Raw genomic sequence first — 24,324 nt, 5'->3', positions numbered from 1 at the left:
TCAGCCTCCCTGCGCCGCGGTCAGCACCTCGACGCGTGCGCCGGCGCCGAGGAGGCGGGACGACCATGCCGCGCGGGGCACGACGACTCCGTCGACGGCGACAGCGACGCCGAGAGGGGCGCCGTCGAGGGGCGCGCCGTCCGCGTCGAGCCGGCGGCCCGTGAGCGCCTCGACGACGGCGTCGACGGCCGAGCCCGACGCGACGCGCACGGGACTGCCGTTGGCGGTGATCTCGATCATGCAGGTGCTCCTTCGAGCGGGAGGGGGACGGAGGCGCGGCGCTCACGGCTGACGCGCGCGGGGGAGAAGCTGCCTCGGGCGAAGCGGCCTCGGGCGAAGCGGCCTGGGTCGAGCAGCGCTGCGAAGGGGTGCGCACGCGCGCCGTCGAGCTCATCCCGGACGAGCGCCGCGATGAGCGGGGCGAGCAGCACGCCGTTCCGGTAGGTGCCCGACGCGACGACGAGGCCGTCGTCGATCCGCCCGACCAGCGGCAGATGATCGGGGGTCGCCGGCCTCGCACGGGCGACCGCCTCGACGAAGCGGTGGTCCTCGATCGCGGGGACGACCTCCGCCGCGTCGCGCAGCAGGGAGAGGACCCCTCCCGCCGACACGTCGTCGTCGCCGTCTTCGCGCTGTGTCGCCCCCACCACGAGACCGCCATCTGCTCGCGGCACGAGGTAGACCGACCGGCCGCGCACAGACGCGCGGATGGTCTGCGCCACGGCCCCGCGCCCCGCCGCCCGCAGACGCAGGATGTCGCCGTGCACCGGTCGGATGGTGCCGGACGGGACGATGCCGGATGGGAGGAGACCCGTCATGTCGAGCCCCGTCGCCAGCACCACCTCGGCGGCCTCGAGGGCGGTGCCGTCGTCGAGCACGACTCCGCAGGCGGCGCCCGTGCGGCCGCGGCGCAGCGCCCGCACCGCGCGCCGGATGACCGTGCCCGCCGGCAGCGCTGCGCGCAGCGCGGACGTGAACGCGCGCGGATCGACGCGATGGTCGTCGGGTGCCGTGTAGGCGCACGCGATGCCGGGTGCCAGCAGGGGTTCGACCCGACGGGCCGCGTGCACGGCCATCCGCTCGGCGCGCAAAGGCGCGGCCGCCGGCGACGCGAGCAGCGCCGACAGGCGTGCGCGGTCGGCGGCATCGACCCCGACGAGCAGCGTCGCGTGCCGCTCGTACCCGCACGCCGCGGCCCCGCCGGGCTGCGCGTCGACGAAGGCGGGATACCGCCGGGCGGCCTCGATCAGCAACGGCAGGGTGGCCGGCTCGCTCGGCTCGAACTCGCCCACGGGGCTCAGCATGCCGGCAGCGGCATACGTCGCGCCGGTGCCCGGATCCGGGTCGACGAGCCGCACGGAGCGCCCGGAGCGGACGCACTCCGTCGCGATGGCGGTGCCGACGACGCCCGCGCCGACGACGATCACGTCGACGACCGAGCCGGCATCGTCCGCCCTCGCGTCCTCCCCCCAGGCGCCAGCCCGGGAATCAGCCGCGCACACGGAGTCAGCCGCGCACACGGGGCTCGGCGAGGTACACCGTCGACCCGGCCGCCGCGAACTCCTGAGACTTGCGGCGCATCGCGGCGATCGCCTGCTGCTCCTCCGCTCCTCCGAAGCGATCGCGGATGTCCTGCGAGATGCGCATGGAGCAGAACTTCGGACCGCACATGGAGCAGAAGTGCGCGGTCTTCGCGGGCTCCGCGGGGAGCGTCTCGTCGTGGAACTCCTCCGCCGTGTCGGGGTCGAGCGACAGCGCGAACTGATCGCGCCAGCGGAACTCGAATCGCGCCTTCGAGAGCGCGTCGTCGCGCTCGTGCGCGCCCGGGTGGCCCTTCGCGAGGTCGGCGGCGTGTGCGGCGATCTTGTAGGTGATGACGCCCGTCTTCACGTCGTTGCGGTCGGGCAGGCCGAGGTGCTCCTTGGGCGTGACGTAGCAGAGCATCGCCGTCCCCCACCGCGCGATCTCGGTCGCTCCGATGGCCGACGTGATGTGGTCGTATCCGGGGGCGACGTCGGTCACGAGAGGGCCGAGCGTGTAGAACGGCGCGCCGGAGCAGAGCTCCTGCTGCCGCTCCACGTTCTCGCGTACGAGGTGCAGCGGCACGTGGCCCGGGCCCTCCACCATCACCTGCACATCGTGCTCCCACGCGCGGTGCGTGAGCTCGGCGAGCGTGTCGAGCTCTGCGAACTGCGCTGCGTCGTTGGCGTCGGCGGTCGAGCCGGGCCGCAGCCCGTCGCCCAGGGAGAACGCGACGTCGTAGCGGGCGAAGATCTCGCACAGCTCGTCGAAGTGCGTGTAGAGGAAGTTCTCCTCGTGGTGTGCGAGACACCACCCGGCCATGATCGAGCCGCCGCGCGAGACGATGCCCGTGACGCGATCGGCCGTGAGCGGCACGTAGCGCAGCAGGACGCCGGCGTGGATCGTCATGTAGTCGACGCCCTGTTCGCACTGCTCGATCACGGTGTCGCGGAAGACCTCCCAGGTGAGCCGGTGCGCCTGCCCGTCGACCTTCTCGAGCGCCTGGTAGATCGGCACGGTGCCGATGGGGACGGGAGCGTTGCGGATGATCCACTCGCGCGTCGTGTGGATGTCGTCGCCCGTCGACAGGTCCATGACGGTGTCGGCGCCCCACGTCGTCGCCCAGGAGAGCTTCTCGACCTCCTCCGCGATCGAGCTCGTGACCGCGGAGTTGCCGATGTTGGCGTTGATCTTCACGAGGAACGCACGGCCGATGATCATCGGCTCGGCCTCGGGATGGTTGACGTTGAGCGGGATGATCGCGCGCCCCGCCGCGAGCTCCGAGCGCACGAGCTCGACGTCGCATCCCTCCCGCAGGGCGACGAAGCGCATCTCGTCGGTGACGATCCCGCGGCGCGCGTAGTGCATCTGGGTCACGGTGCGCCCGGGGAGTGCGCGACGGGGCCGGTGCGCGTCGCCTCGCCATTCCTCGGACGCCGATCCCCTGCGCGCGGCCGATCGGCCGTCGTCCTGCAGATCGCGAGGGCGTCCGTCGTACGTCTCGGTGTCGCCACGCCGCGCGATCCACCGCTCGCGCAGGCGCGGGATGCCGCGGACCGGGTCGCCCCCGGGTCCCTGCGTCCGGTAGGCCGTGAACGGTGCGTTGACCTGGCCGTTCGGGGACGGCCCGAGGGCGATGCGGGTGACTGGCACCCGGATCCCGTGCTCGTCGTCGTGCAGATACGCGAGCGAGTGCGTCGCTTCCAGGGTGCGCAAAAGAGCTGCTCCTACTTCCTACGCCGGCATGACCCGTACAGGTTCGACGGTCGCGGGCAGCGTCAGCCCGTTCTCAGCCCCTGCTGGGACTCCCGTGTGGACCGGATCAGAGTAGCAGGGGCGCGATCGGGCGCAAGTCGGACGCCGGAAGCGGATCAGAGGGCGTCGAGGAGGGTGCGCAACCGCGCATATTCCGCCTCGGGAATTGAGTAGCCGTGCTCAGGTGCGGGGTATCCGGACGACCGGACATCGTCCGCGTAGGCGGCGACGCCCGCGATCATCCGCTCTCGGAGATCGTCGTAGCGCTTGACGAAGCGGGCGGCGCGCCCTCCATATATTCCGAGAAGATCATGGAAGACGAGCACCTGCCCGTCGACCGCGGGCCCTGCGCCGATGCCGATGACCGGCACGTGCACGCGCGGCATGATCGCCGCGGCGACGTCGCTCGGGATCGCCTCGAAGACGATCGAGAAGCAGCCGGCCTCCTGCAGCGCGAGCGCGCTCTCGCACACGGCCAGCGCCTCCTCCGCCGTGCGTCCCTGGGCACGGTAGCCGCCGAGCGCCGTGGCCGTCTGCGGGGTCAGCCCGACGTGGCCCATGACGGGGACGCCCGCACGCACGATGGCGCGCGCCCTGTCGACCGAGCTGCCGCCGCGCTCTATCTTGACGGCGTCGCATCCGGTCTCCTTCACGAACCGCAACGCCGTCGCCACGGCCGCCTCGTCGGAGCCCTCGTACGACCCGAACGGCAGGTCGACGACCAGCAGCGGCCCGTCGAGCCCCCGGCGGACGGCACGCGCGAGCATGATCATCTCGTCGACCGTCACGGGCACCGTGCTGTCGTAGCCGAGCACCGTCATCGCCGCGGAGTCGCCCACGAGCACGACGTCGACGCCTGCGGCGTCTGCGACCTGGGCGCTCGGATGGTCGTAGGCCGTGACCATGACGATCGGCTCGCCGTCGGCCTTCTTCGCCGTGAGGTCGCCGATGCCCGTGCGGCGGCGCGCCTGATCGGGGCGCGCGCTCACACCGCCTCCGTGAGCAGACGCGCGACGGCGTCGTCCACGGCGATGATGCCGTTGCCGCGGTCGACGTGGACGACGACGGGCTCGTAGACCTCGAGGTCGGCCTCGTCGTACTCGCCGTACGAGATGACGATGATCGTGTCACCCGTGTGGACGAGCCGCGCGGCGGCGCCGTTGACCTGCATGACACCGGAGCCGCGCTCCCCCGCGATCGTGTAGGTCTCGAAGCGGGCGCCGTTGTCGACGTCGACGACGTGCACCTGCTCGTGCTCGAGGATGTCGGCCGCTTCGAGCAGGTCGGGGTCGACCGTGATGGAGCCGACGTAGTGCAGATCGCTGGCCGTGATGGTGGCGCGGTGGATCTTGGACTTCAGCATGGTGCGGCGCATCATGCGCCTCCCCTCAGGATGCGGTTGTCGATGAGGCGCGCGGCGCCGACCCGGGCGGCGACGGCGAGCAGCGCGTCGCCCTCGAGGGCGTCGAGCGGGCGCAGGTCGACGGCATCGCGCAGCTCGAGGTACTCGGGCACGATCCCCGCGTCGCCGAGCACGGCGAGGGCCGTCGCGATGAGCGCGCCTGCATCCCGCTCGCCGCGTCGTGCGGCGTCGTCCGCCGCTGCGAGCGCGCGGCTCAGCGCCGTGGCCCGCGCGCGCGACTCGGCGTCGAGGTAGACGTTCCGCGAGCTGAGGGCGAGCCCGTCGTCCTCCCGCACGATGGGGCACGCCTCGATGCGCACGGGGATGTCGAGGTCGCGCACGAGGCGCCGCACCACGAGCACCTGCTGGGCGTCCTTCTGCCCGAAGTACGCCGTGTCGGGTGCGACGATGCCGAAGAGCTTCGCGACGACGGTCGCGACGCCGTCGAAGTGGTGCGGCCCGCGTGAGGCGCCGCACAGCACATCGGTGATGCCCTCCACATGGATGGTCGTGGCGAAGCCGTCGGGATACACCTCCGCGACGGGCGGTGCGAAGAGCACGTCGACGCCCTCGGCCTCCGCGAGCGCGGCGTCTCGGGCCTCGTCGCGGGGGTACGCGCCGAGGTCCTCGTTCGCGCCGAACTGCGTCGGGTTGACGAAGAGCGAGACGACGACGAAGCCGTCGACCGCGCGCGCACGGCGCATGAGCGACAGATGCCCTTCATGGAATGCCCCCATCGTGGGCACGAGGCCGATGCTGCGGCCGTCCTCCCTGGCGCGGGCGACGGCATCCCTCACCTCCGCAATCGTGCGCAGGATGATCATGCGACGTCCTTCCTCTGGGACAGATCGGCTGTGCGCGCGCACAGCTCGTCGAAGAGCGGCAGCAGCTCGGGGACCTCGGCCACGGCCTGGCGCTGACGTGCGACGGTATCGGAGTCGCCCCGCGCGACGGGGCCCGTGAGCGCCGCGGCGGGGCCGAGCGCCGCCCAGTTCTCGATCGTCTGCCGGACGAGCGGGGCGAGCATCGCGCGCGCCGTGGGGGCGTCGATCCCGGAGGAGACGGCGACGCGCTCGGCCGTGTCCTGCAGCGTGACGAGGAAGTTCGAGGCGATGGACGCTGCCGCGTGGTACCCGGCGCGCCGTGCGTCGTCGATCGCGACGGGTCGCGCCCCGAGGAGCTCCGCGATGCGCGCGGCGACGGCGAGGGCGTCGTCGTCGCGGCCGGCGACAGCGCAGGCGATGCCGTGGAACACCGAGGGCTCCTCGGAGCCCGTGAAGGTCTGCAGCGGATGCACGCCGAGGTCGACGTCGTCGAGCGGCGTCGCTCCCGAGGTGTGGCCGATGAGACCGCGGTGCCCGCTCAGGTTCCGGGCGGCGGAGGCGATCGCGCTGTCCGGAACGCACAGCAGCACGACGTCCGCGTCGCCGACCGGCTCGCCGCGCCCGGTCGGGCCGAGCACCTCGATCCCCGCTTCGCGGAGCGCGCGCGCGAGGACGACACCGAGGCGTCCGCGGCCGACGACGGCGACGGACGCGGGGGGATGGGCGGGGGCGCGGAGGGTGCTCATGGCGGGGGTGCGCGGTCGAGCGCGTCATGAGTATCCGCCTTCCGGACATCGTCGGCAAAATCAGGTGCCAATGTGCACGCCATCGGGGGCGCCTGATTGTGCGTTTCATCCGAGTTCGACGAACCGAATTGATCATTCTGATTTCGTCATCACCTGTCGACGCGGGTGACGTGAGACCCTCGGAGGGTGACTGCCGATGCCCTCCTCGCCTCCGCTCATGACGCCGTCGCGACGGCGGGCGCGTCGTCCCCCGATCACGCCGACTTCGTCGCGGCGCTCGCCGAGCACGGCCGGGCCGCCCTCGAACGCGGCGGCCCCCCGAGCCACCTGACCGCGAGCCTCTTCCTCTTCGACCGCGACGCCTCGCACATCCTGCTCTGCCTGCACGGCAAGGGACGCTTCTGGGTGCAGCCGGGCGGCCACCTCGAGGCGGGTGACGCGTCGATCGCCGGCGCCGCCCTGCGGGAGCTCGCCGAGGAGACCGGAATCGGGGACGACCTCGTCGACGACCTGAGGGTGGTCGATCTCGACCACCACGCGCTGAGCGCCCGCTTCGGCCGCTGCGCCTCGCACCTCGACGTGGGCCTGGCCGGGACGATCTCCCGCGAGGGTGCGGAGCTGCGGATCAGCGACGAGTCCGACGACCTGCGCTGGTGGCGACTCGATGCGCTCCCGTCGCCGCTTCCCCGCGCGTTCGAGGAGCGGCTCGCGCGCGTGCGCGCGGCGTACCGGCCCCGGGGCTGACGCCGCCGCCCGTCGACGACGACCCCGCCATCCGGGGCCGGAGCGCGTGTCAGGCCGCGAGCGACTCCTGCAGGGCGCGGTCGGCGTCGAGCAGCACGTGCGCGGCGACCTCCAGCCCCTCGATGCGCCCGAGCTCGACGTCCTCGTGCTCGATGTTGACGCGCATGTCGGGGTCGACCTCGTGCAGCGCCCGGAGGAACTCGGTCCAGTACGCGGTGTCGTGGCCCCTCCCGAGCGCGACGAAGTCCCACGCTGCCGCCTTCGGCCACTCGTTCACCCACTCGTCGCCGCCCAGGCTCGTGCGCGGCTCGGAGGGGTCGAGGCGGCGGAACCCGTTGTCGAGCACGCCGTGCAGCTTGGCCGTCTCGGGGTTCACGCGCACATCCTTGGCGGCGGCGTGGAAGACGAGGTCGCCGAGCTCGCGCACGACGGCCACGGGATCCATCTGCTGCCAGAAGAGGTGCGACGCGTCGAGCTCGACGCCCACGTGGGTCGCGCGCGTGAGCTCGATGAGGCGGCGGACGTCGCGCGTGTTGAAGACGACGTTCTGCGGGTGCAGCTCGAGGGCGACCTTCACGCCGTGGTCGGCGGCGAGGCGGTCGGTCTCGCGCCAGAAGTCGGCCGCAACGCCCCATTGGTAGTCGAGCACGTCGAGGTGCGCCGAGTTCCAGGCGTTCACGATCCAGTTCGGGTACTTCGCCGTCGCGTCCGAGCCCGGCAGGCCCGACATCGTGACGAGCCGCGTCTGGCCGAGGCGGGCGGCGAGGCGGATGGACCGGCGGATGTCCTCGGCGTGCTTCTCGCGGATGCCGGCCTTGGCATGGAGCGGGTTGCCGTTGGCGTTGAGCCCGGCGATCTCGACGCCCGTGCCCTCGAACTGGCCGAGGAAGTCGTCCCGGGCGGCATCCGAGACGAGGATGTCGTCGAATGTCGGGATGTGGGCGGCGGGCAGGAAGCCGCCCGAGTTCAGCTCGATGCCGGTGAGGCCGAGATCGGCGACGACGCGGATGGCCTCGGGGAGGGTGCGGTCGTGGAGGATCGCGTTGTAGACGCCGAGCTTCATGCCGAGACCTCCTGACGGATCGAGACGGATGCGCCGCCGCGCGCGGCCGATTCGGCGACGGCACCGAGGAGACGCATGTTGTGGACGCCCTCGTCGAAGGAGGCGCAACGCGGCAGCGAGGTCTCCTCGGGCAACCTGGCGACCTCCTCGAGGAACGCGCGCGCTTGGTAGACGAAGCCCTCGTTCTGGCCGAAGCCGACCGTGGTCGCGTCCATCGCGAGGCCGCCGCGGATGTAGGGGTGGTCGGGGCCGAGGAGCACGCGGCGGAAGCCGCGCTGCGCGGCGGGGCCCTCGTTGAGGGTGAGGCCGATCTCGGTGGGCGTGCGGAAGTCGAAGGTCGCCGACCCCTTCTCGCCGAACACCTCGATGATGAGCGAGTTCGCGTGCCCCGAGGCGACGCGCGAGACCTCGATGGCACCGGCGCCGCCATCCGCGAAGGAGAACGAGAACGCCGCGTAGTCGTCGTTCTCCACCGAGTCGATCTCGTCGGAGACGGCGCCGTGCTCGTGGCCGATGACGGCGCCGAGCGGCTTCGGGCGCTCGGGGATGACGGTGGCGAAGCGCCCGCCCGACACCTCGGCGATGTCGCCGCCGATGAACTCGGCGATGTAGGCGAGGTGGCTGCCGACGTCGGCGAGAGCGCCCGATCCCGGCGCGCCCTTGAAGCGCCAGCTGATCGGGATGTGCGGATCGGCGGCGTAGTCGGTCCAGTAGCGTCCGCTCACGTGCAGCACCCGCCCGAGCACGCCGGAGCGCACGAGGTCGCGGATGTAGGCGATGCCGGGCGAACGGCGGTAGGTGAACCCGACGCGCGCGATGCTCGTGGCGGCGCGCGCGGCGTCGGCCATGGCGATGGCGTCGTCGATGCCGTCGCTGAGCGGCTTCTCGCACAGCACGTGCTTGCCGGCGGCGAGGAGCCCCTCGACGATCTCGCGGTGGAGGTGGTTGGCGACGACGACGCTCACGACGTCGATGTCGTCGGCCTCGGCGATGGCCTGCCACGAGGTGTCGTTGCGCTCGTAGCCGAAGCGGCGGGCGGCGAGCGAGCCGAACTCGGGGCTGACGTCGCCGATCGAGACGAGACGGATGTCGGGCAGCGTCGACGCGTAGACGGTGGGGGCGGTGCGGTAGGCGGCGGCGTGGGCGCGCCCCGCCATTCCGGCGCCGATGACGGCGACTCCGAGTGATGCGGGCATCGGGCTCTCTCCTTCGAGACGGGGTGGGGACGATGAGCGTTGGAGCGCTACAACAGGTACGATAGGGCAGGAGCATATCTCCTGTCAAAGGTCGTCGAGGAGGATCTCTGTGGCGAGGCCCACCATCTACGACGTCGCGCAGCGCGCCGGCGTCTCGAAGTCGCTCGTATCGCTCGTGCTGCGCGGCTCGCCCAAGGTGGGGGCCGAGAGCCGCGCGGCGATCGAGGCGGCCATCCGCGAGCTCGACTACCGCCCGAGTCGCGCGGCGACGGCGCTCGCGGGGGTGCGCACGCGCAGCGTGGGGCTGGTCATCGACGACTTCCGCAACCTGTGGTTCGTCGACCTGCTCGACGGGCTCCGTGACGTCCTGGACGAGCGCGGCTATCAGGTGTCGGTCGCCGATCTGCGCCGCGATGCGCACGCCGTCGATGGGTTCATCGCGACGCACGCCGAGGCGATCGTCGTCGCGGCGGAGCCCGGCGACGCCGCCCGGAGCATCCCGGTTCCGACGGCGCTCGTCGGGGGCCGGGCGTCGTCCATCCCCGGCGCCGACACGATCGCGAACGACGACGCGGCGGGGGCGCGGATGGCGACGCGACACCTGAGGGACCTCGGGCACCGGCGGATCGGGCACCTGACGGGCCTCGGGGGATCGGCGATGTTGCGTCGCGACGCCTATGCCGATGAGATGCGGGAGGGCGGGCTCGAGCCCATCGTCGCCGGTCGCGACGTCGAGACGACCGAGGAGGGCGGCTTTCGCGCCGCGCACGAGCTGCTCGAGCGGCATCCCGATGTGACGGCGGTGTTCGCCTCCAACGACATCATGGCGCTCGGCGCGGCCGCGGCGCTCCGCGATCGCGGCCTGCGCGTGCGCGACGACGTCTCGGTCGTGGGCTACGACGACTCGCCGCTCGCGAACAGCCGTTATCTGTCGTTCACCACGATCGACGATCGCAGCCGCGAGGTCGGCGAGGCGACGGCGCGCGCCGTGCTCGCCCGCATCGACGACCCGCAGTCGGCGCCGCAGCATGTCCTCGTACAGCCTGCGCTGATCGACCGGGGGACGACGCGGGCGGTGTGACGCGTTTCCGCGCCGGATGTGGTCGGATGCTTCCATGGCCGACAGCGAGTGGATCGAGTCTTCGAACGACCGCCCCGGTGAGCCGCTGCGCTCCTGGCTGGGCGCGACACCCGTCGTGAAGGTCGACGCCCTCGCGACCGTCGGCATCTCGCGATCGCGCGATGCGCTCGGCGCACTCATCGCCGGTGACCCTCTGACGCTCGAAGACCAGGTGGCGCTCGGTCGGCTCAACTCCTTCGCGGTCTCGCGCTGGTACGAGCCTGTCGTCGACCTTCGCGGGAAGCCGGCGATCGATCCTGATGTCGCCGAGTTCTTTTCGAGCTGCTGAGCGGGATGGCACCGTCCTGACGGGTGCGCCAGACCTCAGCTCGGGAGAACATACAAACCAAGGAATGTCCGTGGCTGCTCCTACTCTGGCGAATATCCGTTCTCTCGAGGAGGTCTCATGCGCACCGCACCCGCACCCGTCCCGGCCGTCGTCTGGTGCGCGGAGGATGGCCGCCCGCTGCGGCTCGTGCTCGGCGGCGAGCGGTACCGCGTCGCCGATCGTCCGACACGACTCGGCACGGCGCCGCGCGTCGACGGGCGCCCGGGCGGCGAGGGATGGCGGTTGACCGCTCGGCGGGAGGACGGCAGCTGCGAGGTCATGGACCTCGCCGTCGACGAGCGCGGCCGCTGGACCGTCCTCGCCCGCTGGAGCTGACGCGGGCGGAACCCTTCCGCGGGCGGGGCGAGCCCTACATCCCGCTCGCTTTCGACGCCGTGACGAGCGTGACGGCGCGGCGGCGTTCAGGCGCGCTTCGCGAAGAGCGGTGCGAGATCTGTTGCGAGATCGGTCGGCGGGTGCCGGGTGTCCAGGCGGACTTCGAGCGCCGCGGTGCCCGCAGGTCCGCGGCCATGGATGACCGCTCGCTTGCCAGCGCGCTCGACTCGCTCGACGTGCGCGTCGGCGACCATCCCTGCGAGGTTGTCGGCGAAGCCACCGAGGTCGTACAGCAGCTCCGCCCACCAGAGGTTCACCGCGTAGTGAACGGGCGCGAACGCGTCATCTGCATTGGCGACCAGGGACCCGCTTATCGCGTGGGCGATCTCGTCCCGCGACGCGGAGGGCGTGACGTCGATGGTTCGGCCGTCGAACAGCCTCAACTTCGGCATCTCGTGAGTCAGGTCGATCGCCTGAACGATGGGCTGCTCGGCGCTTGCTCGTTCGACGTTCGCGATCTCTTCGAGCAGGCGTCCCCACTGCTCGCGTGCGCTGGTCATATGTTGAGTGTGCTCTCTACGAAGTCGGGGGCAGTCGTCATCGTCTCCGGACGGCGGCCGGGCATCGTCGTTGCGTGACCGAGCTTGCAAGCGGGGTCACCACCGCCTGTCCGTACTGCGCGGACAGTGTTCAGCCGCGCTCGAAGGCTGATGCCGTTGGGACCGATTACCTGGGTAGACCGAATGCCACGCCTCGGCTCGACGGCTGCGCTCTTCCTGGCGCCGAGAGAATCCACCATGCGTCGGCGCAGAGTCGACTGGGCTGAATCAGCGGTACTGGGTCTGCTGCGCACGGTGGAGTGTCTCGGCCGTCGCCTCATCGACCTCGACTCGGATGACCTCGACACCCAGATCGACCAGGGCCTGCGTCAGCCAGGCGGTCGGCCTGCGCAAGTATGCCTCGACGCGCGCGTCGGCCACGGCGAGGATGAGGCGCTTCGCCCCAACCTGCGCGCCAATCCACGTGAGCTTGAGTGCATCGGTCGCGAGCTTCTTCGGCTGCGCGCCGGCGAGCGTTCCTTGCCGCGCGTAGACCTCCACGAGCACGCTGAGGTCGTCGCTTGCTCCATCGATCTCGACGCGGCCGCCGTTCCCGGTCGGGATGGACGCCTTCGACAGAGGGACAGCGATCTGCTCGCTGAGAGAGGCGAGGATCACCACCTCAGCGTCTCGCTGCGCCTTCGAATCTGACGGATGATCGACGGCGGAAACCGGGTCGGGCAGGGTCATGCCGTGAGCGTAACGGCCACCGCCGACGCGCGCCGAGAACGAGCTCACCGGCGGGTCCGGCGAATGTCGGTGCCGCGGATGCGCGAGGACGCCCCGGACGTCAGCGACGCTACTCCGCGTTGCGGGTGACTTCCACGACGCGGAATACAGCGTCTCCGGGGATGTCGTAGAACGATGCCTCATTGGTGCTCGCCTGGCCGGGCTGAAGATGATCGGCGTACGCGTAGCTGGAGTCATACTGAACACCGCCGTCTGGGCTCTCCGCAACGATTTCGACGGAGTAGCCCATGGCGGCGGTGGACGAGTTGGTGATGGTCACGGGCACATCGACGCCGCCATAGCCGCTCCAAACAGCCGCCCCGAGCACGACATCGGCTGACAGGTCCTTGTACCCCACGCGTTCGATCACCACGGCCGTGAGCGACGGCACCACGTTCGTGCCGCCGAAAGTCGAGTCGTACTCGAGCGTTCCGTCGACGATCGCGTGCACTTTGAGGACGTCGCCGACGACCACGCCATCGAGCAGATCGGCCTCCGCGTTCACGATCGTGTTCGTCTCGAGCTCGTACTCGCCGCCGGGCTGACTGCTGCCCACACTCGCGCGCACAGCCTGGTCACCTGTGTTGGAATCGAACTGGGTCACCTCCGCATACACGATCGCGTACTCGCCCACATGGCTTTCGCCATCCGCTGCGATCGCATCCCATGTGGCCGCATCGATCTCCGAGAAGTCGGACAGGTCGATCGCGAACTCGGCGGGCTCTTCCTCGACGACCGCGGACTCGTCCTGCTCAGACTCCGCAGTTCCCTCCCCACTCGAGGCGGTGCCGCCCGACGAGGCGGAGCCTTCATCGCTCGAGGCCTCCTCGCGAGCGGTGGTGATCGCCGACGAGATCAGCTGATCGGCGACGTTCCCCACGATCAGCGCACCAACCACGACAGCCGCCACAATCCATGGCCACTTTCGCCGACGCTTGACTGGTGGGGCTGCCGGCACATTGCCGAATGCCGGCGGTTGCACGGCTGAACCGTGCAGGGGCTGAGCGCCTCCGGTATGCGCCGGCGGGGGCGTCGCGGGGACCCACTGTCCGCTCTCTGTGAGCAGCCATCCATTGACGATGTCCCCCGGGCGATGCTGCGGCTGAGCTGGCTGCGCTGGGTCGGTCATTTCGGTTCCTCTACTGCCCGGGGTGACTGGAGACTTCATCCAAGCTACCGGCATATGGCGCGTACTTATTGACGAACTTGCTCCTCCCGAGGCCCGGCAGGCGGGTCGCCGGACATTCATTGCCCTGAGCCCTCGTCGCGCCGGGCGTTCCTCCCAGCCTCGAATGCAGCCCGCGCGGTCTCGAACTGTGCCAGCAACTCTTTGAGGTGCTCTTGCGCGAGAGGACAGAGTACGAGCCGTCGGCGTGGCGGACGCTCATCTCCACACCTAGCCAGCGCGCTCGCTACTGCCGGGCGCACGCCAGCGCTCAAGTAAATTCACGCGGGCGAGGTCTCGAGCGTGACGCCGCGCGAGGCGACAACGAGAAAGCCAGGTCAGAAAACGTCTCTGACCTGGCTTTTAGTGTGGAGCCTAGGAGATTCGAACTCCTGACATCCTGCTTGCAAAGCAGGCGCTCTACCAACTGAGCTAAGGCCCCGAGAAGAGGAGAGTGGGGCTACCAGGACTTGAACCTGGGACCTCTTCATTATCAGTGAAGCGCTCTAACCGCCTGAGCTATAGCCCCGTCTGCGAGAACCGAAGTTCTCAACCTGCAAGAGCATACCCGAACCGGTGGGCCGACGCCAATCGGCGCCGGCCCACCGGGCGCGTCGCCGCCGGGTCAGTCCAGGGCGACCGCGAGCTCGTTCGGGGTGTGGTCGAGCTCGACGCTCGCCACGGTCTCGCCCGTCGTCAGGTCGACGGCGTGCACGGTGTTCGCGGCGGGCTCGGTCACGTAGGCGATGTCGCCGTCGACCTTGATCGCGGGGTGCGCGTCCTGCCACTCGGCGGGGCCCTCCCACGCCTCGACGACGGGGAAGGCGTCGGTCAGCTCGCCCGTCTCCGGGTCGAGCACGTGGATCTGTCCGTCCGTCGCGAGGATGTACGCGAGGTCGCCGGGGCCGCGCGCGACGTCGCGGAACGTGTACTGCACCTCGTCCGGCAGGTCGACGACCTCGTAGGTGGCCGCCGCCGTGTCGATGAGTGTGACGGCGTTCAGCAGGTACCCCTCCGCGTCGGGGTCGTTCTTGTAGTCGCCGACGACGATGGGGCTCGTGTCCGAGACGAACGCGTTGCCCATGCGGCCGTACGCGTCGGGGGCCGTGAGCTTCGTGAAGGCGCCGTCCTGGTACAGCAGGGCGCCGTCCTCGCAGCCGAACACGACCGCCTCGTCCTGCGCCGTGCCCTCGCCGTGGATGCCGGGGCACTGGGCGCTCGACGCGGCCTCGTCCCAGTGGTCGTCGTGCGCGTGCAGCGCGACGGCACCCGTCCGGCCGGTCTCGTCGCCCACCGTGGTCAGCAGAGTGCCGTCCTCCAGCACGATCGAGACGCCGTGGTGCGCGGCCTCCGCCGTGTACGTCTCGCCCTCGGGCAGCGCGCCGTAGCCGTCCGCGAACACGTCGGTGTCGAGGATGGTCGTGGTGCCGGTGCCGTCGTCGAAGAGCACCGTCTTGCCGTGGTGCATGACGACGTGCCCTGGGGTCGTCGCGTCGAAGACGAGGTCGGTGAGCGCGGGCTCTGCGGTGTCGAGCACCTGGAAGCCCGACGAGGTCGTGACGGCCACGGTGCGGCCGTCGCCGAACGGGTTGAGGCGCGTGAACTCCTCGGAGTCGAACTCCGCGACCACCTCGAGGGTCTCGGGGTCGAGCACGGCGATGCCGTTCTCGTAGGCCACCGCGACGCGGCCCGTCGCGGCCTCCGGCGACGTCGTCGCCGTGACCTCCGCGGCCGCGGCGTCCTCGGGCGCCGCCTCGCCTGCCGTGCTCGCGCACGCCGTCGCGAGGAGCGAGATCCCCGCGAGCGCGGCTGCTGCTGCCGTGATGCGCGTGTGTCGTGTCATCGTTTCCCTTTCCATGGATGGCCCTCAGTGCGTGAGGTCCGGTGTCAGTCCCTGGGCGATGCGCTCGGTGTTCGCGCGCATCATCGCGAGGTAGGTGTCGGCGCCCTCTCCGGGCTCCGTGAGCGATTCCGTGAAGAGCTCGACGACGTCGACGTCGATGCCGACCTCGCTCGCGAGCACCTGCACGAGGCGGTCGGGCTGCGACGACTCCGCGAAGATCGTGGCGACGCCGGCGTCGTCGATCGCGTCGGCGAGATCGCGCAGGTCGGCCGCGCTCGGCGCCGCGAGCGTCGTCCCGCCCGGGATGACGGCGCCCACGACCCGGAAGTCGAAGCGGTCGGCGAGGTAGCCGAACACGTGGTGGTTCGTCACCAGCGCACGCTGGGCGGCGGGGATGGCCGCGAATGCGTCGGTCATCTCCGCGTCGAGCCCGGCGAGCTCCGCACGGTAGGCGTCGGTGCCGTCGCGCACGGCGCCGACGTCGATGCCGTCGATCTCGACGAGCGCGGCCTCGAGCGCGTCGACGACGTCGACCATGCGCGCGGGGTCCGTCCAGAAGTGCGGGTCGGGCGCCCCTCCGGCCGTCTCCTCCGAGTAGGCGAGCGCGTCGATCTCGTCGCCCGCGACGAGCATGTCCGCCCCCGCCGACGCGGCACGGTCGAGGTGCTGCTGAAGCCCCTCCTCGAGACCGAGGCCGTTCGACACGACGAGGTCGGCCTCCTGGAGGAGGGCCGCCTCCTGCGCGGAGATCTCGAACGAGTGCGGGTCGGCGTTGGGCTTCATGAGCGTCGTCACCTCCGCCGCGTCACCCGCCACCTCGTGCACGACGTCGCCGAGGATGTTCGTCGTCACCACGACGTGCGGCGTCCCGTCCACCGCGGCGTCGGTCGCGCATCCCGTGAGCGCGAGGAGCACCGCCGTCGCGACCATCGCCATCCGCTTCATCGCCCGACCTCCGCCACGAAGTCGGGGGCGACGGGCGTCTCGAGCGAGCGCGCGACGCGCGCGCCGTCGGCGTAGGCGATCTCGAGGACGACGCCCGCGCCGGGGTCGTTGACGTAGGCGCGCTGCGCGTCGACCGTGAGCGAGACCCCCTCGTCGACGGCGTCCACGAGCGGCTCGGTCGCGGCGATCTCGGCACCGTCGACGTAGACCCTGACGCGACCCGTCGCGTCGAGCGCGACGACGTGCCCGTCCGCGTCGTCGACGGCGCTCACCCGCACGAGGTCGGCTTCGGTCTCGACGACCTGCCACGTGCGCTCGCGGGTGTCGAGGAGGGCGTAGCCCGTTCCGGGGAGGAGCCCCGCCACCGTCGGCCGGCCCTTCCGGCCGTCGAACGAGGTCGGCCGCTCGACGCCCTCGGGCAGGGGGATGTCCTCGAACACGACCTCGCCATCCGCCTCTGTCGCGAGCACGGCGCCGTCGGCGCATCCGATCACGAGGCCCACCCGCGTCGTGATGCTGCCGGACGGGTCGGGGCACGCCGTCTCGGCACCCGTCTCCGCGCCGTCCCCCGTCACGACGCGGACGCGGTCAGCCGTCGCGACGACCGCCCCGTCGCCGATCGGCGCGACGACGCCCGATGCGGCGCCCGTCTCGAGCCGGAACCGCTCGACGATCGCGCCGTCGGCGAGGGCGGCGTTGTCGAGGAGGACCGCCTCGCCCGAGCCGGAGAAGAAGACGCCCGTCGACCCCGCGGTCGAGAGCGGGCCCGTGGCGACGACGGCGGGGCCGGCCCCCTCCACGGCGCCGAGCACCGCCGGCGTCGCCCGGTAGTAGTGGAAGTGGTCGACGTGGTCCCACGTCCACACGCCGCTGTCGACGATCTCGACGCCCGCGTCGGTCGTCGCGAACACGTACCGGCCGTCGGTGGCGACCGCGTGAGGCGTTCCGATCGAATCGAGCTGCGCGGTCGTCCCGTCGAGCAGGTCGAGGATGCCCACGGTGCCGGCGTCGTCGACCGCGACGAGCTGCAGAGGGGGCTCCGGAACCTCGGAGGCTCCCGAGATCGCGCCGTGGCCGTCGCCCTCCGCAGCCGACGTCGGAGTCGACGCGACCGTGCCCGGCGTCGCGGCGGCGCATCCCGTGAGAAGCGCGGCTGCAGCACCCGCGGCGAGCAGGAGGACGGACGAGCGGAACGGGGTCATGGATTCCTTTCGGGTCATCGCGACACCGCCGACGGCGCGACAGCTCGCTGGTGGGTGGTTCCGGCCGGCTCGACGGCGGGGAGGCGGTCGGTTCCCCCCAGCTGTGTGCCGTGAGGCCGGCGGCGCACGGAGTCGAGCGCCCCGCGGAGCACGCCGGACAGTCCGGCGAAGAGGATGGCCGCGCACGCGATCGACGCGCCCGCCGCCGTCCCGGCGTTCCACGACACGACCAGCCCCGTGGCGACGGCGAGCACGCCGACCGCCGACGCGAGCGCCATGGTGGCGGCGATCCGCGTCGTCCACGGGCGCGCGGCCACAGCAGGAGCGAGCAGCAGCCCCACGACGAGGAGCGATCCGACCGCCTGGTACGACGCGACGACGGCGAGGGTCACGAGCCCGACGAGCGCGACGTGCGCCGCCTGCGGGCGGAGCCCCAGCGTCCGGGCGATGCGGCGGTCGAACGCGGTCGCGACGAACGCGCGATGGAACGACACGGCGACCGCGATCGTCACGACGAGCGCGCCCGCCAGCACGACGATGTCGCCGTCGTCGACCGCGAGCACGTCGCCGAAGAGCATCGCCGTCGCATCGGTGGCGAAGCTGCGCGAGTGCGACACGATGATGACGCCGAGCGAGAGCATCCCCACGAACAGCAGGCCGATGCTCGTGTCGTACGACAGCCGGCCGCGCCTCTGCAGCAGTCCGATGGCGCCGCTCATGATGGCGGCCGAGACCGCGGCCCCGACGAGCACGGGGGCGCCCACCACGGTCGCGAGAGCGACGCCGGGCAGCATGCCGTGCCCGATCGCCTCGCCGAGGAAGGCCATCCCGCGGATGACCACCCACGTTCCGACGATGCCGCAGATCACGGCCACGAGCGCGCCGCCGAGGAGCGCCCGCAGCACGAAGTCGGCGCGGAGGGGATCGAGGAGCCAGGACACGATCGCCGACTCTAGCCGAAAATGAGAACGATTATCAATTGCTATAGTGATGCGGATGCGCTCCCACCGGCCCGCCGTCCTCGCCCGCTCGCTCTGCTACGCCTACGACGGCTCCGACGTGCTGCACGACGTCTCCATGCACCTGGATCGCGGTGCCGTCGCGGCGGTCGCCGGCGCGAACGGATCGGGCAAGTCGACGCTCGTCGAGCTGCTCGCGGGGGTGCGCCGTCCGCGCAGCGGGAGCGTCGCACGCGACGGCGATCTGGCACTCGTCGTGCAGCGACCCGAGGCCCCTGATGGCCTGCCGCTCACGGTCGCCGACGTCGTCACGATGGGCACGTGGGCCGGGCGGATGGCCGCGGGCGCGCGACGCGCGGCGGTCGCCGACGCGATCTCGCGGGTGGAGCTGTCCGGGCTCGAGCGCCGCCCGTTCGCGGAGCTCTCCGGCGGTCAGCGGCAGCGCACGCTGCTGGCCCAGGGCATCGTGCGGCGGCCCGCCATCCTGCTCCTCGACGAGCCAGCGGCCGGACTCGACGCGCGCAGCCGGGAGCGCACGCGCGAGATCCTCGCGGAGGAGGCGGCACGAGGCGCCGCCGTCGCGTGCGTCACGCACGACGAGGCGTCCATCGCCGCCGCCGACCGCGTCATCCGGCTCGAAAGCGGCCGCCTGGTCGCGTAGCGGGGATGCAGAGAGCCGGCCCCGGGAACGGGTCCCGGGGCCGGCTCTGTGCTGTCGCGGCTCTCAGTTCGAGGTGAAGCCGACGAGGAGGCCGCCCGTGATCTTCACGGCCAGGTTGTAGATGCCGGCGACGACCGCGCCCAGCACGGTGACGACGATGAGGTTCAGGATCGCGACAACGGCGGCGAAGGCCATCACCTGGGGCAGCCCGACGAACTGCGACAGGGTGATCTCGCCATCCGAGAAGAGCGAGATGAACTCGTCGGCCTGCGCGATGAGACCCGTCGTCTGAACGACCATGTAGATGAGGAAGAACGCCACGATCGTGACGACCGCGAGTGCGACGGCCGCGAGGAACGACAGCTTCACGGCCGACCAGAAGTCGACGTAGACGAGGCGCAGCCGCACCTGCTTGGCGCTGGTCTTGTGCGCCTGCTTCTGGGCGAGCTTGTCGGCTACCGTGCTCATGCGTCAGTGGCTCCTTCGGAGGTCTCGGTTCCCGAGTCGGCGTCATCGGCGTCATCCTCGGCGAGTCCGCGTTCGCTGTTGCGCGCGATCGCGAGGATGCGGTCGTTCTTGTCGGGCCGGGCGAAGACGACGCCCATGGTGTCGCGGCCCTTGGCCGGCACCTCGGCCACGGCAGAGCGTACCACCTTGCCCTTCTCGAGAACCACGAGCACCTCGTCGTCCTCCTGGACGATGAGGCCGCCGGCGAGGACGCCGCGGTCGTCGTTGAGCTTGGCGACCTTGATGCCGAGGCCGCCGCGGCCCTGCACACGGTACTCCTCGACGGCGGTGCGCTTGGCGTACCCGCCGTCCGTCACGACGAACACGAAGCTGCCGGGCGCCGCGACCGAGGCGGACAGCAGATCGTCGCCCTCGCGGAACGACATGCCCTTCACGCCGCTCGTCGACCGGCCCATGGGGCGCAGCGCCTCGTCGGTGGCCGAGAACCGCAGCGACATGCCGTGGTGGCTGATGAGGAGGATGTCGTCCGTCGCGTCGACCGTGAGCGCGCTGACGAGCTCGTCGCCGTCGCGCAGGTTGATCGCGATGATGCCGCCCTGGCGGTTGGAGTCGTACTCCGACAGGCGCGTCTTCTTGACGAGCCCCGAGCGCGTGGCGAGCACGAGGTGCTCGGCGTCGTCGTACGACTTCAACTCGATCACCTGCGCGATCTGCTCGTCGGGCTGCAGCGCGAGCAGGTTCGCCACGTGCAGTCCCTTCGCGTCGCGACCGGCCTCCGGCACCTCGTACGTCTTGGTGCGGTAGACGCGGCCCTTCGTCGTGAAGAACAGCAGCCAGTGGTGCGTCGTCGTGACGAAGAAGTGCTCGACCACGTCGTCCGCCCGCAGCTGGGCGCCCTTGACGCCCTTGCCGCCGCGGTGCTGCGAGCGGTAGTTGTCGCTCCGCGTGCGCTTGATGTAGCCCTCGCGGGTGATGGTGACGACCATCTCCTCCTCGGCGATGAGGTCCTCGATGGACACGTCGCCGTCGAAGCCGTGGAGGATGTGCGTGCGCCGCTCGTCGCCGAAGCGGTCGACGATCTCGGTGAGCTCGTCGCGCACGATGGCCCGCTGGCGCAGCTCGTCGGCGATGATCGCCTTGAAGTCCTCGATCTGCGCCTCGAGGTCGGCCGCCTCGTCGATGATCTTCTGGCGCTCGAGCGCCGCCAGGCGGCGCAGCTGCATCGAGAGGATGGCGTCGGCCTGGATGTCGTCGATCTCGAGGAGGGCCTTCAGCCCCTCCCGCGCCTCGTCGACCGTGGGCGAGCGGCGGATGAGCGCGATGACCTCGTCGAGCGCGTCGAGCGCCTTGAGGTAGCCGCGCAGGATGTGCATGCGCTCCTCCGCCTTGCGCAGGCGGAACTGCGTGCGGCGCACGATGACGTCGAGCTGGTGGGCGATCCAGTACTGGATGAAGCCGTCGAGCGGCAGCGTGCGGGGCACGCCGTCGACGATGGCGAGCATGTTCGCGCCGAAGTTCGTCTGGAGCTCGGTGTGCTTGTAGAGGTTGTTGAGCACGACCTTGGCGACGGCGTCGCGCTTGAGCACGACGACGAGACGCTGGCCCGTGCGGCCCGAGGTCTCGTCGCGGATGTCGGCGATGCCCGTCACCTTGCCCTCGCGGGCGAGCTCGCCGATCTTCACGGCGAGGTTGTCGGGGTTGACCTGGTACGGCAGCTCCGTGATGACGAGGCAGGTGCGGCCCTGGATCTCCTCGATCTCCACGACGGCGCGCATCGTGATCGACCCGCGCCCCGTGCGGTACGCCTCGTGGATGCCCTTCGTGCCGAGGATCTGCGCACCGGTCGGGAAGTCGGGCCCCGGAATGCGCCGCATGAGGCCCTCGAGCAGCTCCTCGCGCGGCAGCTGCGGGTTCTCGAGGGCGAACAGCGCGCCGTCCGAGACCTCGCGCAGGTTGTGCGGGGGGATGTTCGTGGCCATGCCGACGGCGATGCCGACCGAGCCGTTGACGAGCAGGTTCGGGAACCGCGCCGGCAGGACCTCGGGCTCCTGCGTCTCGCCGTCGTAGTTGTCCTGGAAGTCGACGGTCTCCTGCTCGATGTCGCGCACCATCTCGAGCGCGAGCGCCGCCATCTTCGTCTCGGTGTACCGGGGTGCCGCAGCGCCCTGGTTGCCGGGGGAGCCGAAGTTGCCCTGCCCGAGGGCCAGGGGGTAGCGCAGCGACCACGGCTGGACGAGGCGGACGAGGGCGTCGTAGATCGCCGAGTCGCCGTGCGGGTGGTACTGGCCCATCACCTCGCCGACGACGCGGGCGCACTTCGAGAACTTCTTGTCCGGCCGGTACCCGCCGTCGTACATCGCGTAGATCACGCGGCGGTGCACGGGCTTGAGGCCGTCCTCCACGCGGGGCAGCGCGCGCCCCACGATGACGCTCATCGCGTAGTCGAGATAGCTGCGCTGCATCTCCGACTGCAGGTCGACCTGGTCGATGTGGCCGTGGTTGTGGCCCGCGTTCGCGTCGGGGCGTTCTTCGTCAGTCATGGTCTTTCGCTTCTGTTCTCGAGAGCGGCTCGCGACGTGTCGACTCGCTTCGCTCGCTCAACGACCGGGGGCGGCTCGCTGCGCTCGCGGAGAGCTAGATGTCCAGGAACCGGACGTCCTTGGCGTTGCGCTGGATGAAGCTGCGGCGCGACTCGACATCCTCTCCCATGAGCACGGAGAAGATCTCGTCCGCCGCGGCGGCGTCGTCGATCGTCACCTGCCGCAGCGTGCGCGTCTCGGGGTTCATGGTCGTGTCCCAGAGCTCGGAGTCGTTCATCTCGCCGAGGCCCTTGTAGCGCTGGATACCCGCCTCCTTGGGGATGCGCTTGCCCGCGGCCGCGCCGTCCTTGAGGAGGGCGTCGCGCTCGCGGTCGCTGTAGACGTACTCGTGCGGGGCGTTCGTCCACTTCAGCCGGTAGAGCGGCGGCATCGCGAGGTAGACGAAGCCCGCCTCGATGAGTCCGCGCATGTACCGGAAGAGGAGCGTCAGCAGCAGCGTCGTGATGTGCTGGCCGTCGACGTCGGCATCGGTCATCAGGACGATCTTGTGGTAACGCGCCTTCTCGATGTCGAACTCCGGCCCGATGCCCGTGCCGAAGGCCTGGATCATCGCCTGGACCTCCTTGTTGCCCAGCGCCTTGTCGATGCGCGCGCGCTCGACGTTCAGGATCTTGCCGCGCAGGGCGAGGATGGCCTGGGTGTGCGGGTCTCGTCCGCCCACGGCCGAGCCGCCGGCCGAGTCGCCCTCGACGAGGAAGACCTCGCTGATGGAGGGGTCCTTCGACGTGCAGTCCTTCAGCTTGTCGGGCATCGCGGCCGACTCGAACACGCTCTTGCGGCGCGCCGTCTCGCGGGCCTTGCGCGCGGCCATCCGGGCGGTGGCGGCGTCGATGGCCTTGCGGATGACGTTCTTCGCCTGGGCGGGGTTGCGCTCGAACCAGTCGCTGAGCTGGTCGTTCACGACCTTCTGCACGAACGCCTTCGCCTCGGTGTTCCCGAGCTTCGTCTTCGTCTGCCCCTCGAACTGCGGCTCGGAGAGCTTGACGGAGATGACGGCCGTGAGGCCCTCGCGGACGTCGTCGCCCGTGAGGTTGTCGTCCTTCTCCTTGAGGATGGCGTTGGCGCGCGCGTAGCGGTTGACGAGCGAGGTGAGCGCCGCGCGGAAGCCCTCTTCGTGCGTCCCGCCCTCGTGCGTGTTGATCATGTTGGCGTACGTGAAGACGTTCTCGGTGTAGCTCGTCGTCCACTGCATCGCGATCTCGACGGCCATCCGGCCGTCGCCCTGCTCGCTCTCGAGCACGACGATGTCCTCGTTGACGCGCTCGGCCTTGCGCACCTTGTTGAGGTACTCGACGTAGTCGACGAGGCCGCGCTCGTAGTGGAAGACGTTGTGGCGCTGGACCATCTCGGTCGAGCCGTCCTCCTTCTCGACCTCCTCGGCGGACGACTCGCGCTCGTCGAGCAGCTCGATGCGCAGCCCCTTGTTGAGGAACGCCGTCTGCTGGAAGCGCGTGCGGAGGGTCTCGTAGTCGAACTCGACCGTGTCGGTGAAGATCTCGGCGTCGGGCCAGAACGTGATGGTGGTCCCGGTCTCCTCCGTCGCCTCGCCCTGCTCGATGGGCGCGAGAGGGACGCCGCCGCCCGCGAACGACTGCCGCCACACGAAGCCGTCGCGCTTGACGACCGCGTCGAGACGGGTCGAGAGCGCGTTCACGACCGACGAGCCGACGCCGTGGAGGCCGCCGGAGACGGCGTAGCCGCCGCCGCCGAACTTGCCGCCGGCGTGCAGCACCGTGAGCACGACCTCGAGCGTCGACTTGCCCTCGGTCTTGTGCATCGCGACGGGGATGCCGCGGCCGTTGTCGACGACGCGCACGCCGCCGTCCGCGAGAAGGGTGACGGAGATCGTGTCGCAGTATCCGGCGAGGGCCTCGTCGACGGAGTTGTCGACGATCTCGTAGACGAGGTGGTGCAGGCCCCGTGGCCCCGTGGATCCGATGTACATGCCGGGGCGCTTGCGCACGGCCTCGAGGCCCTCGAGCACCTGGATGGCGTCGGCACCGTACTCGTTCTCGACCCTGCGGGGGCCGGATGCGGCGTCGCCCCTCTCGTCTGCCCGACCGTCGTCGATGGGCGCGGACTCGTCGTGAGGGGTATCGCTCGTCATAGGAAGTCGTG

The 24,324-nt window shown here is 70.7% G+C and carries 24 protein-coding genes, 2 tRNA genes and 1 riboswitch; of the genes, 5 read left to right on the top strand and 21 right to left on the bottom strand.

Annotation, left to right across the window (positions count from 1 at the left end; genetic code table 11):
- The 7 genes from thiS to ABD998_RS08075 form a co-directional block, all read right to left on the bottom strand.
- Positions 1 to 240 carry a sulfur carrier protein ThiS gene (thiS, locus tag ABD998_RS08105; protein WP_345437854.1) on the bottom strand — a complete coding sequence of 80 codons (240 nt, stop codon included), beginning with the start codon at positions 238 to 240 and terminating at the stop codon, positions 1 to 3.
- The gene (gene thiO / locus ABD998_RS08100; protein WP_345437852.1) at positions 237 to 1,502 is read right to left on the bottom strand and encodes a glycine oxidase ThiO; all 1,266 of its coding nucleotides are present in this window, start codon (positions 1,500 to 1,502) and stop codon (positions 237 to 239) included. Before thiO ends, thiS begins: the two co-directional genes overlap by 4 nt.
- 4 nt (positions 1,503 to 1,506) lie before the next feature.
- On the bottom strand, positions 1,507 to 3,237 hold the full coding sequence (gene thiC, locus ABD998_RS08095) for a phosphomethylpyrimidine synthase ThiC (RefSeq protein WP_345437850.1): 1,731 nt from the start codon (positions 3,235 to 3,237) through the stop codon (positions 1,507 to 1,509).
- Positions 3,236 to 3,343, bottom strand: a riboswitch (TPP riboswitch). Its footprint overlaps the gene before it by 2 nt.
- A gap of 49 nt (positions 3,344 to 3,392) precedes the next feature.
- Complete coding sequence (gene panB / locus ABD998_RS08090) at positions 3,393 to 4,265, bottom strand: 3-methyl-2-oxobutanoate hydroxymethyltransferase (protein ID WP_425562955.1); 873 nt, start codon at positions 4,263 to 4,265, stop codon at positions 3,393 to 3,395.
- Positions 4,262 to 4,651 (bottom strand): aspartate 1-decarboxylase, encoded by a 390-nt coding sequence (gene panD, locus ABD998_RS08085; protein ID WP_345438256.1) that lies wholly within the window; start codon positions 4,649 to 4,651, stop codon positions 4,262 to 4,264. The genes panB and panD overlap by 4 nt, the downstream gene beginning before the upstream one ends.
- Positions 4,651 to 5,502 (bottom strand): pantoate--beta-alanine ligase, encoded by an 852-nt coding sequence (gene panC, locus ABD998_RS08080; protein WP_345437848.1) that lies wholly within the window; start codon positions 5,500 to 5,502, stop codon positions 4,651 to 4,653. The genes panD and panC overlap by 1 nt, the downstream gene beginning before the upstream one ends.
- On the bottom strand, positions 5,499 to 6,248 hold the full coding sequence (locus ABD998_RS08075) for a Rossmann-like and DUF2520 domain-containing protein (RefSeq protein ID WP_345437846.1): 750 nt from the start codon (positions 6,246 to 6,248) through the stop codon (positions 5,499 to 5,501). The genes panC and ABD998_RS08075 overlap by 4 nt, the downstream gene beginning before the upstream one ends.
- A 186-nt stretch (positions 6,249 to 6,434) precedes the next feature.
- Here ABD998_RS08075 and ABD998_RS08070 point away from each other — a divergent pair, with 186 nt between their 5' ends.
- Entirely contained in the window at positions 6,435 to 6,992 is a 558-nt protein-coding gene (locus tag ABD998_RS08070) for an NUDIX hydrolase (protein WP_345437844.1), read from the top strand.
- Positions 6,993 to 7,041: 49 nt separating this feature from the next.
- On the opposite strand, the gene ABD998_RS08065 is transcribed toward ABD998_RS08070, so the two are convergent.
- Positions 7,042 to 8,055, bottom strand: coding sequence for a sugar phosphate isomerase/epimerase family protein (locus ABD998_RS08065; protein ID WP_345437842.1), 1,014 nt, complete (start codon positions 8,053 to 8,055; stop codon positions 7,042 to 7,044).
- On the bottom strand, positions 8,052 to 9,251 hold the full coding sequence (locus ABD998_RS08060; RefSeq protein WP_345437840.1) for a Gfo/Idh/MocA family protein: 1,200 nt from the start codon (positions 9,249 to 9,251) through the stop codon (positions 8,052 to 8,054). The genes ABD998_RS08065 and ABD998_RS08060 overlap by 4 nt, the downstream gene beginning before the upstream one ends.
- Before the next feature lie 109 nt (positions 9,252 to 9,360).
- Between ABD998_RS08060 and ABD998_RS08055 the strand changes: the two genes are divergently transcribed.
- From ABD998_RS08055 to ABD998_RS08045, 3 genes are all read left to right on the top strand, one after another.
- The gene (locus ABD998_RS08055; protein ID WP_345437838.1) at positions 9,361 to 10,332 is read left to right on the top strand and encodes a LacI family DNA-binding transcriptional regulator; all 972 of its coding nucleotides are present in this window, start codon (positions 9,361 to 9,363) and stop codon (positions 10,330 to 10,332) included.
- Between the two features lie 34 nt (positions 10,333 to 10,366).
- The gene (locus tag ABD998_RS08050; protein ID WP_345437836.1) at positions 10,367 to 10,660 is read left to right on the top strand and encodes a hypothetical protein; all 294 of its coding nucleotides are present in this window, start codon (positions 10,367 to 10,369) and stop codon (positions 10,658 to 10,660) included.
- Positions 10,661 to 10,777: 117 nt separating this feature from the next.
- On the top strand, positions 10,778 to 11,035 hold the full coding sequence (locus tag ABD998_RS08045) for a hypothetical protein (protein ID WP_345437834.1): 258 nt from the start codon (positions 10,778 to 10,780) through the stop codon (positions 11,033 to 11,035).
- An 86-nt stretch (positions 11,036 to 11,121) separates the two neighbouring features.
- Here the strand turns inward: ABD998_RS08045 and ABD998_RS08040 are convergent, their stop codons facing one another.
- The 9 genes from ABD998_RS08040 to aztB form a co-directional block, all read right to left on the bottom strand.
- On the bottom strand, positions 11,122 to 11,595 hold the full coding sequence (locus tag ABD998_RS08040) for a hypothetical protein (RefSeq protein ID WP_345437832.1): 474 nt from the start codon (positions 11,593 to 11,595) through the stop codon (positions 11,122 to 11,124).
- A 267-nt stretch (positions 11,596 to 11,862) separates the two neighbouring features.
- Positions 11,863 to 12,324, bottom strand: coding sequence for a hypothetical protein (locus tag ABD998_RS08035; protein ID WP_345437830.1), 462 nt, complete (start codon positions 12,322 to 12,324; stop codon positions 11,863 to 11,865).
- 109 nt (positions 12,325 to 12,433) lie between these two features.
- The gene (locus tag ABD998_RS08030; RefSeq protein WP_345437828.1) at positions 12,434 to 13,273 is read right to left on the bottom strand and encodes a hypothetical protein; all 840 of its coding nucleotides are present in this window, start codon (positions 13,271 to 13,273) and stop codon (positions 12,434 to 12,436) included.
- A gap of 624 nt (positions 13,274 to 13,897) precedes the next feature.
- A tRNA-Ala gene (locus ABD998_RS08025) sits at positions 13,898 to 13,970 on the bottom strand.
- A 13-nt stretch (positions 13,971 to 13,983) separates the two neighbouring features.
- A tRNA-Ile gene (locus tag ABD998_RS08020) sits at positions 13,984 to 14,057 on the bottom strand.
- A 96-nt stretch (positions 14,058 to 14,153) separates the two neighbouring features.
- On the bottom strand, positions 14,154 to 15,371 hold the full coding sequence (gene aztD / locus ABD998_RS08015) for a zinc metallochaperone AztD (RefSeq protein WP_345437826.1): 1,218 nt from the start codon (positions 15,369 to 15,371) through the stop codon (positions 14,154 to 14,156).
- Between the two features lie 24 nt (positions 15,372 to 15,395).
- Entirely contained in the window at positions 15,396 to 16,316 is a 921-nt protein-coding gene (aztC, locus tag ABD998_RS08010; RefSeq protein WP_345437824.1) for a zinc ABC transporter substrate-binding protein AztC, read from the bottom strand.
- Positions 16,313 to 17,518: an ABC transporter gene (locus ABD998_RS08005; RefSeq protein ID WP_345437821.1), complete on the bottom strand. Its 1,206-nt coding sequence runs from the start codon at positions 17,516 to 17,518 to the stop codon at positions 16,313 to 16,315. The genes aztC and ABD998_RS08005 overlap by 4 nt, the downstream gene beginning before the upstream one ends.
- A gap of 14 nt (positions 17,519 to 17,532) precedes the next feature.
- The gene (gene aztB / locus ABD998_RS08000; protein WP_345437819.1) at positions 17,533 to 18,459 is read right to left on the bottom strand and encodes a zinc ABC transporter permease AztB; all 927 of its coding nucleotides are present in this window, start codon (positions 18,457 to 18,459) and stop codon (positions 17,533 to 17,535) included.
- 55 nt (positions 18,460 to 18,514) lie between these two features.
- Between aztB and aztA the strand changes: the two genes are divergently transcribed.
- Complete coding sequence (gene aztA, locus ABD998_RS07995; RefSeq protein ID WP_345437817.1) at positions 18,515 to 19,138, top strand: zinc ABC transporter ATP-binding protein AztA; 624 nt, start codon at positions 18,515 to 18,517, stop codon at positions 19,136 to 19,138.
- 63 nt (positions 19,139 to 19,201) lie between these two features.
- Here aztA and ABD998_RS07990 read toward each other — a convergent pair whose 3' ends face one another.
- From ABD998_RS07990 to gyrB, 3 genes are all read right to left on the bottom strand, one after another.
- Positions 19,202 to 19,606 (bottom strand): DUF3566 domain-containing protein, encoded by a 405-nt coding sequence (locus ABD998_RS07990; RefSeq protein ID WP_345437814.1) that lies wholly within the window; start codon positions 19,604 to 19,606, stop codon positions 19,202 to 19,204.
- Positions 19,603 to 22,146, bottom strand: coding sequence for a DNA gyrase subunit A (gene gyrA, locus ABD998_RS07985; RefSeq protein WP_345437812.1), 2,544 nt, complete (start codon positions 22,144 to 22,146; stop codon positions 19,603 to 19,605). Before gyrA ends, ABD998_RS07990 begins: the two co-directional genes overlap by 4 nt.
- Before the next feature lie 94 nt (positions 22,147 to 22,240).
- Entirely contained in the window at positions 22,241 to 24,313 is a 2,073-nt protein-coding gene (gene gyrB, locus ABD998_RS07980; RefSeq protein ID WP_345437810.1) for a DNA topoisomerase (ATP-hydrolyzing) subunit B, read from the bottom strand.
- Positions 24,314 to 24,324: the final 11 nt, after the last annotated feature.

Origin of the sequence: Microbacterium gilvum, from assembly GCF_039543865.1 — a bacterium.
GTDB lineage: Bacteria > Actinomycetota > Actinomycetes > Actinomycetales > Microbacteriaceae > Microbacterium > Microbacterium gilvum.
Note: the sequence above shows the minus strand (reverse complement) of the source record. Positions and strands in the feature narration are given on the sequence as shown.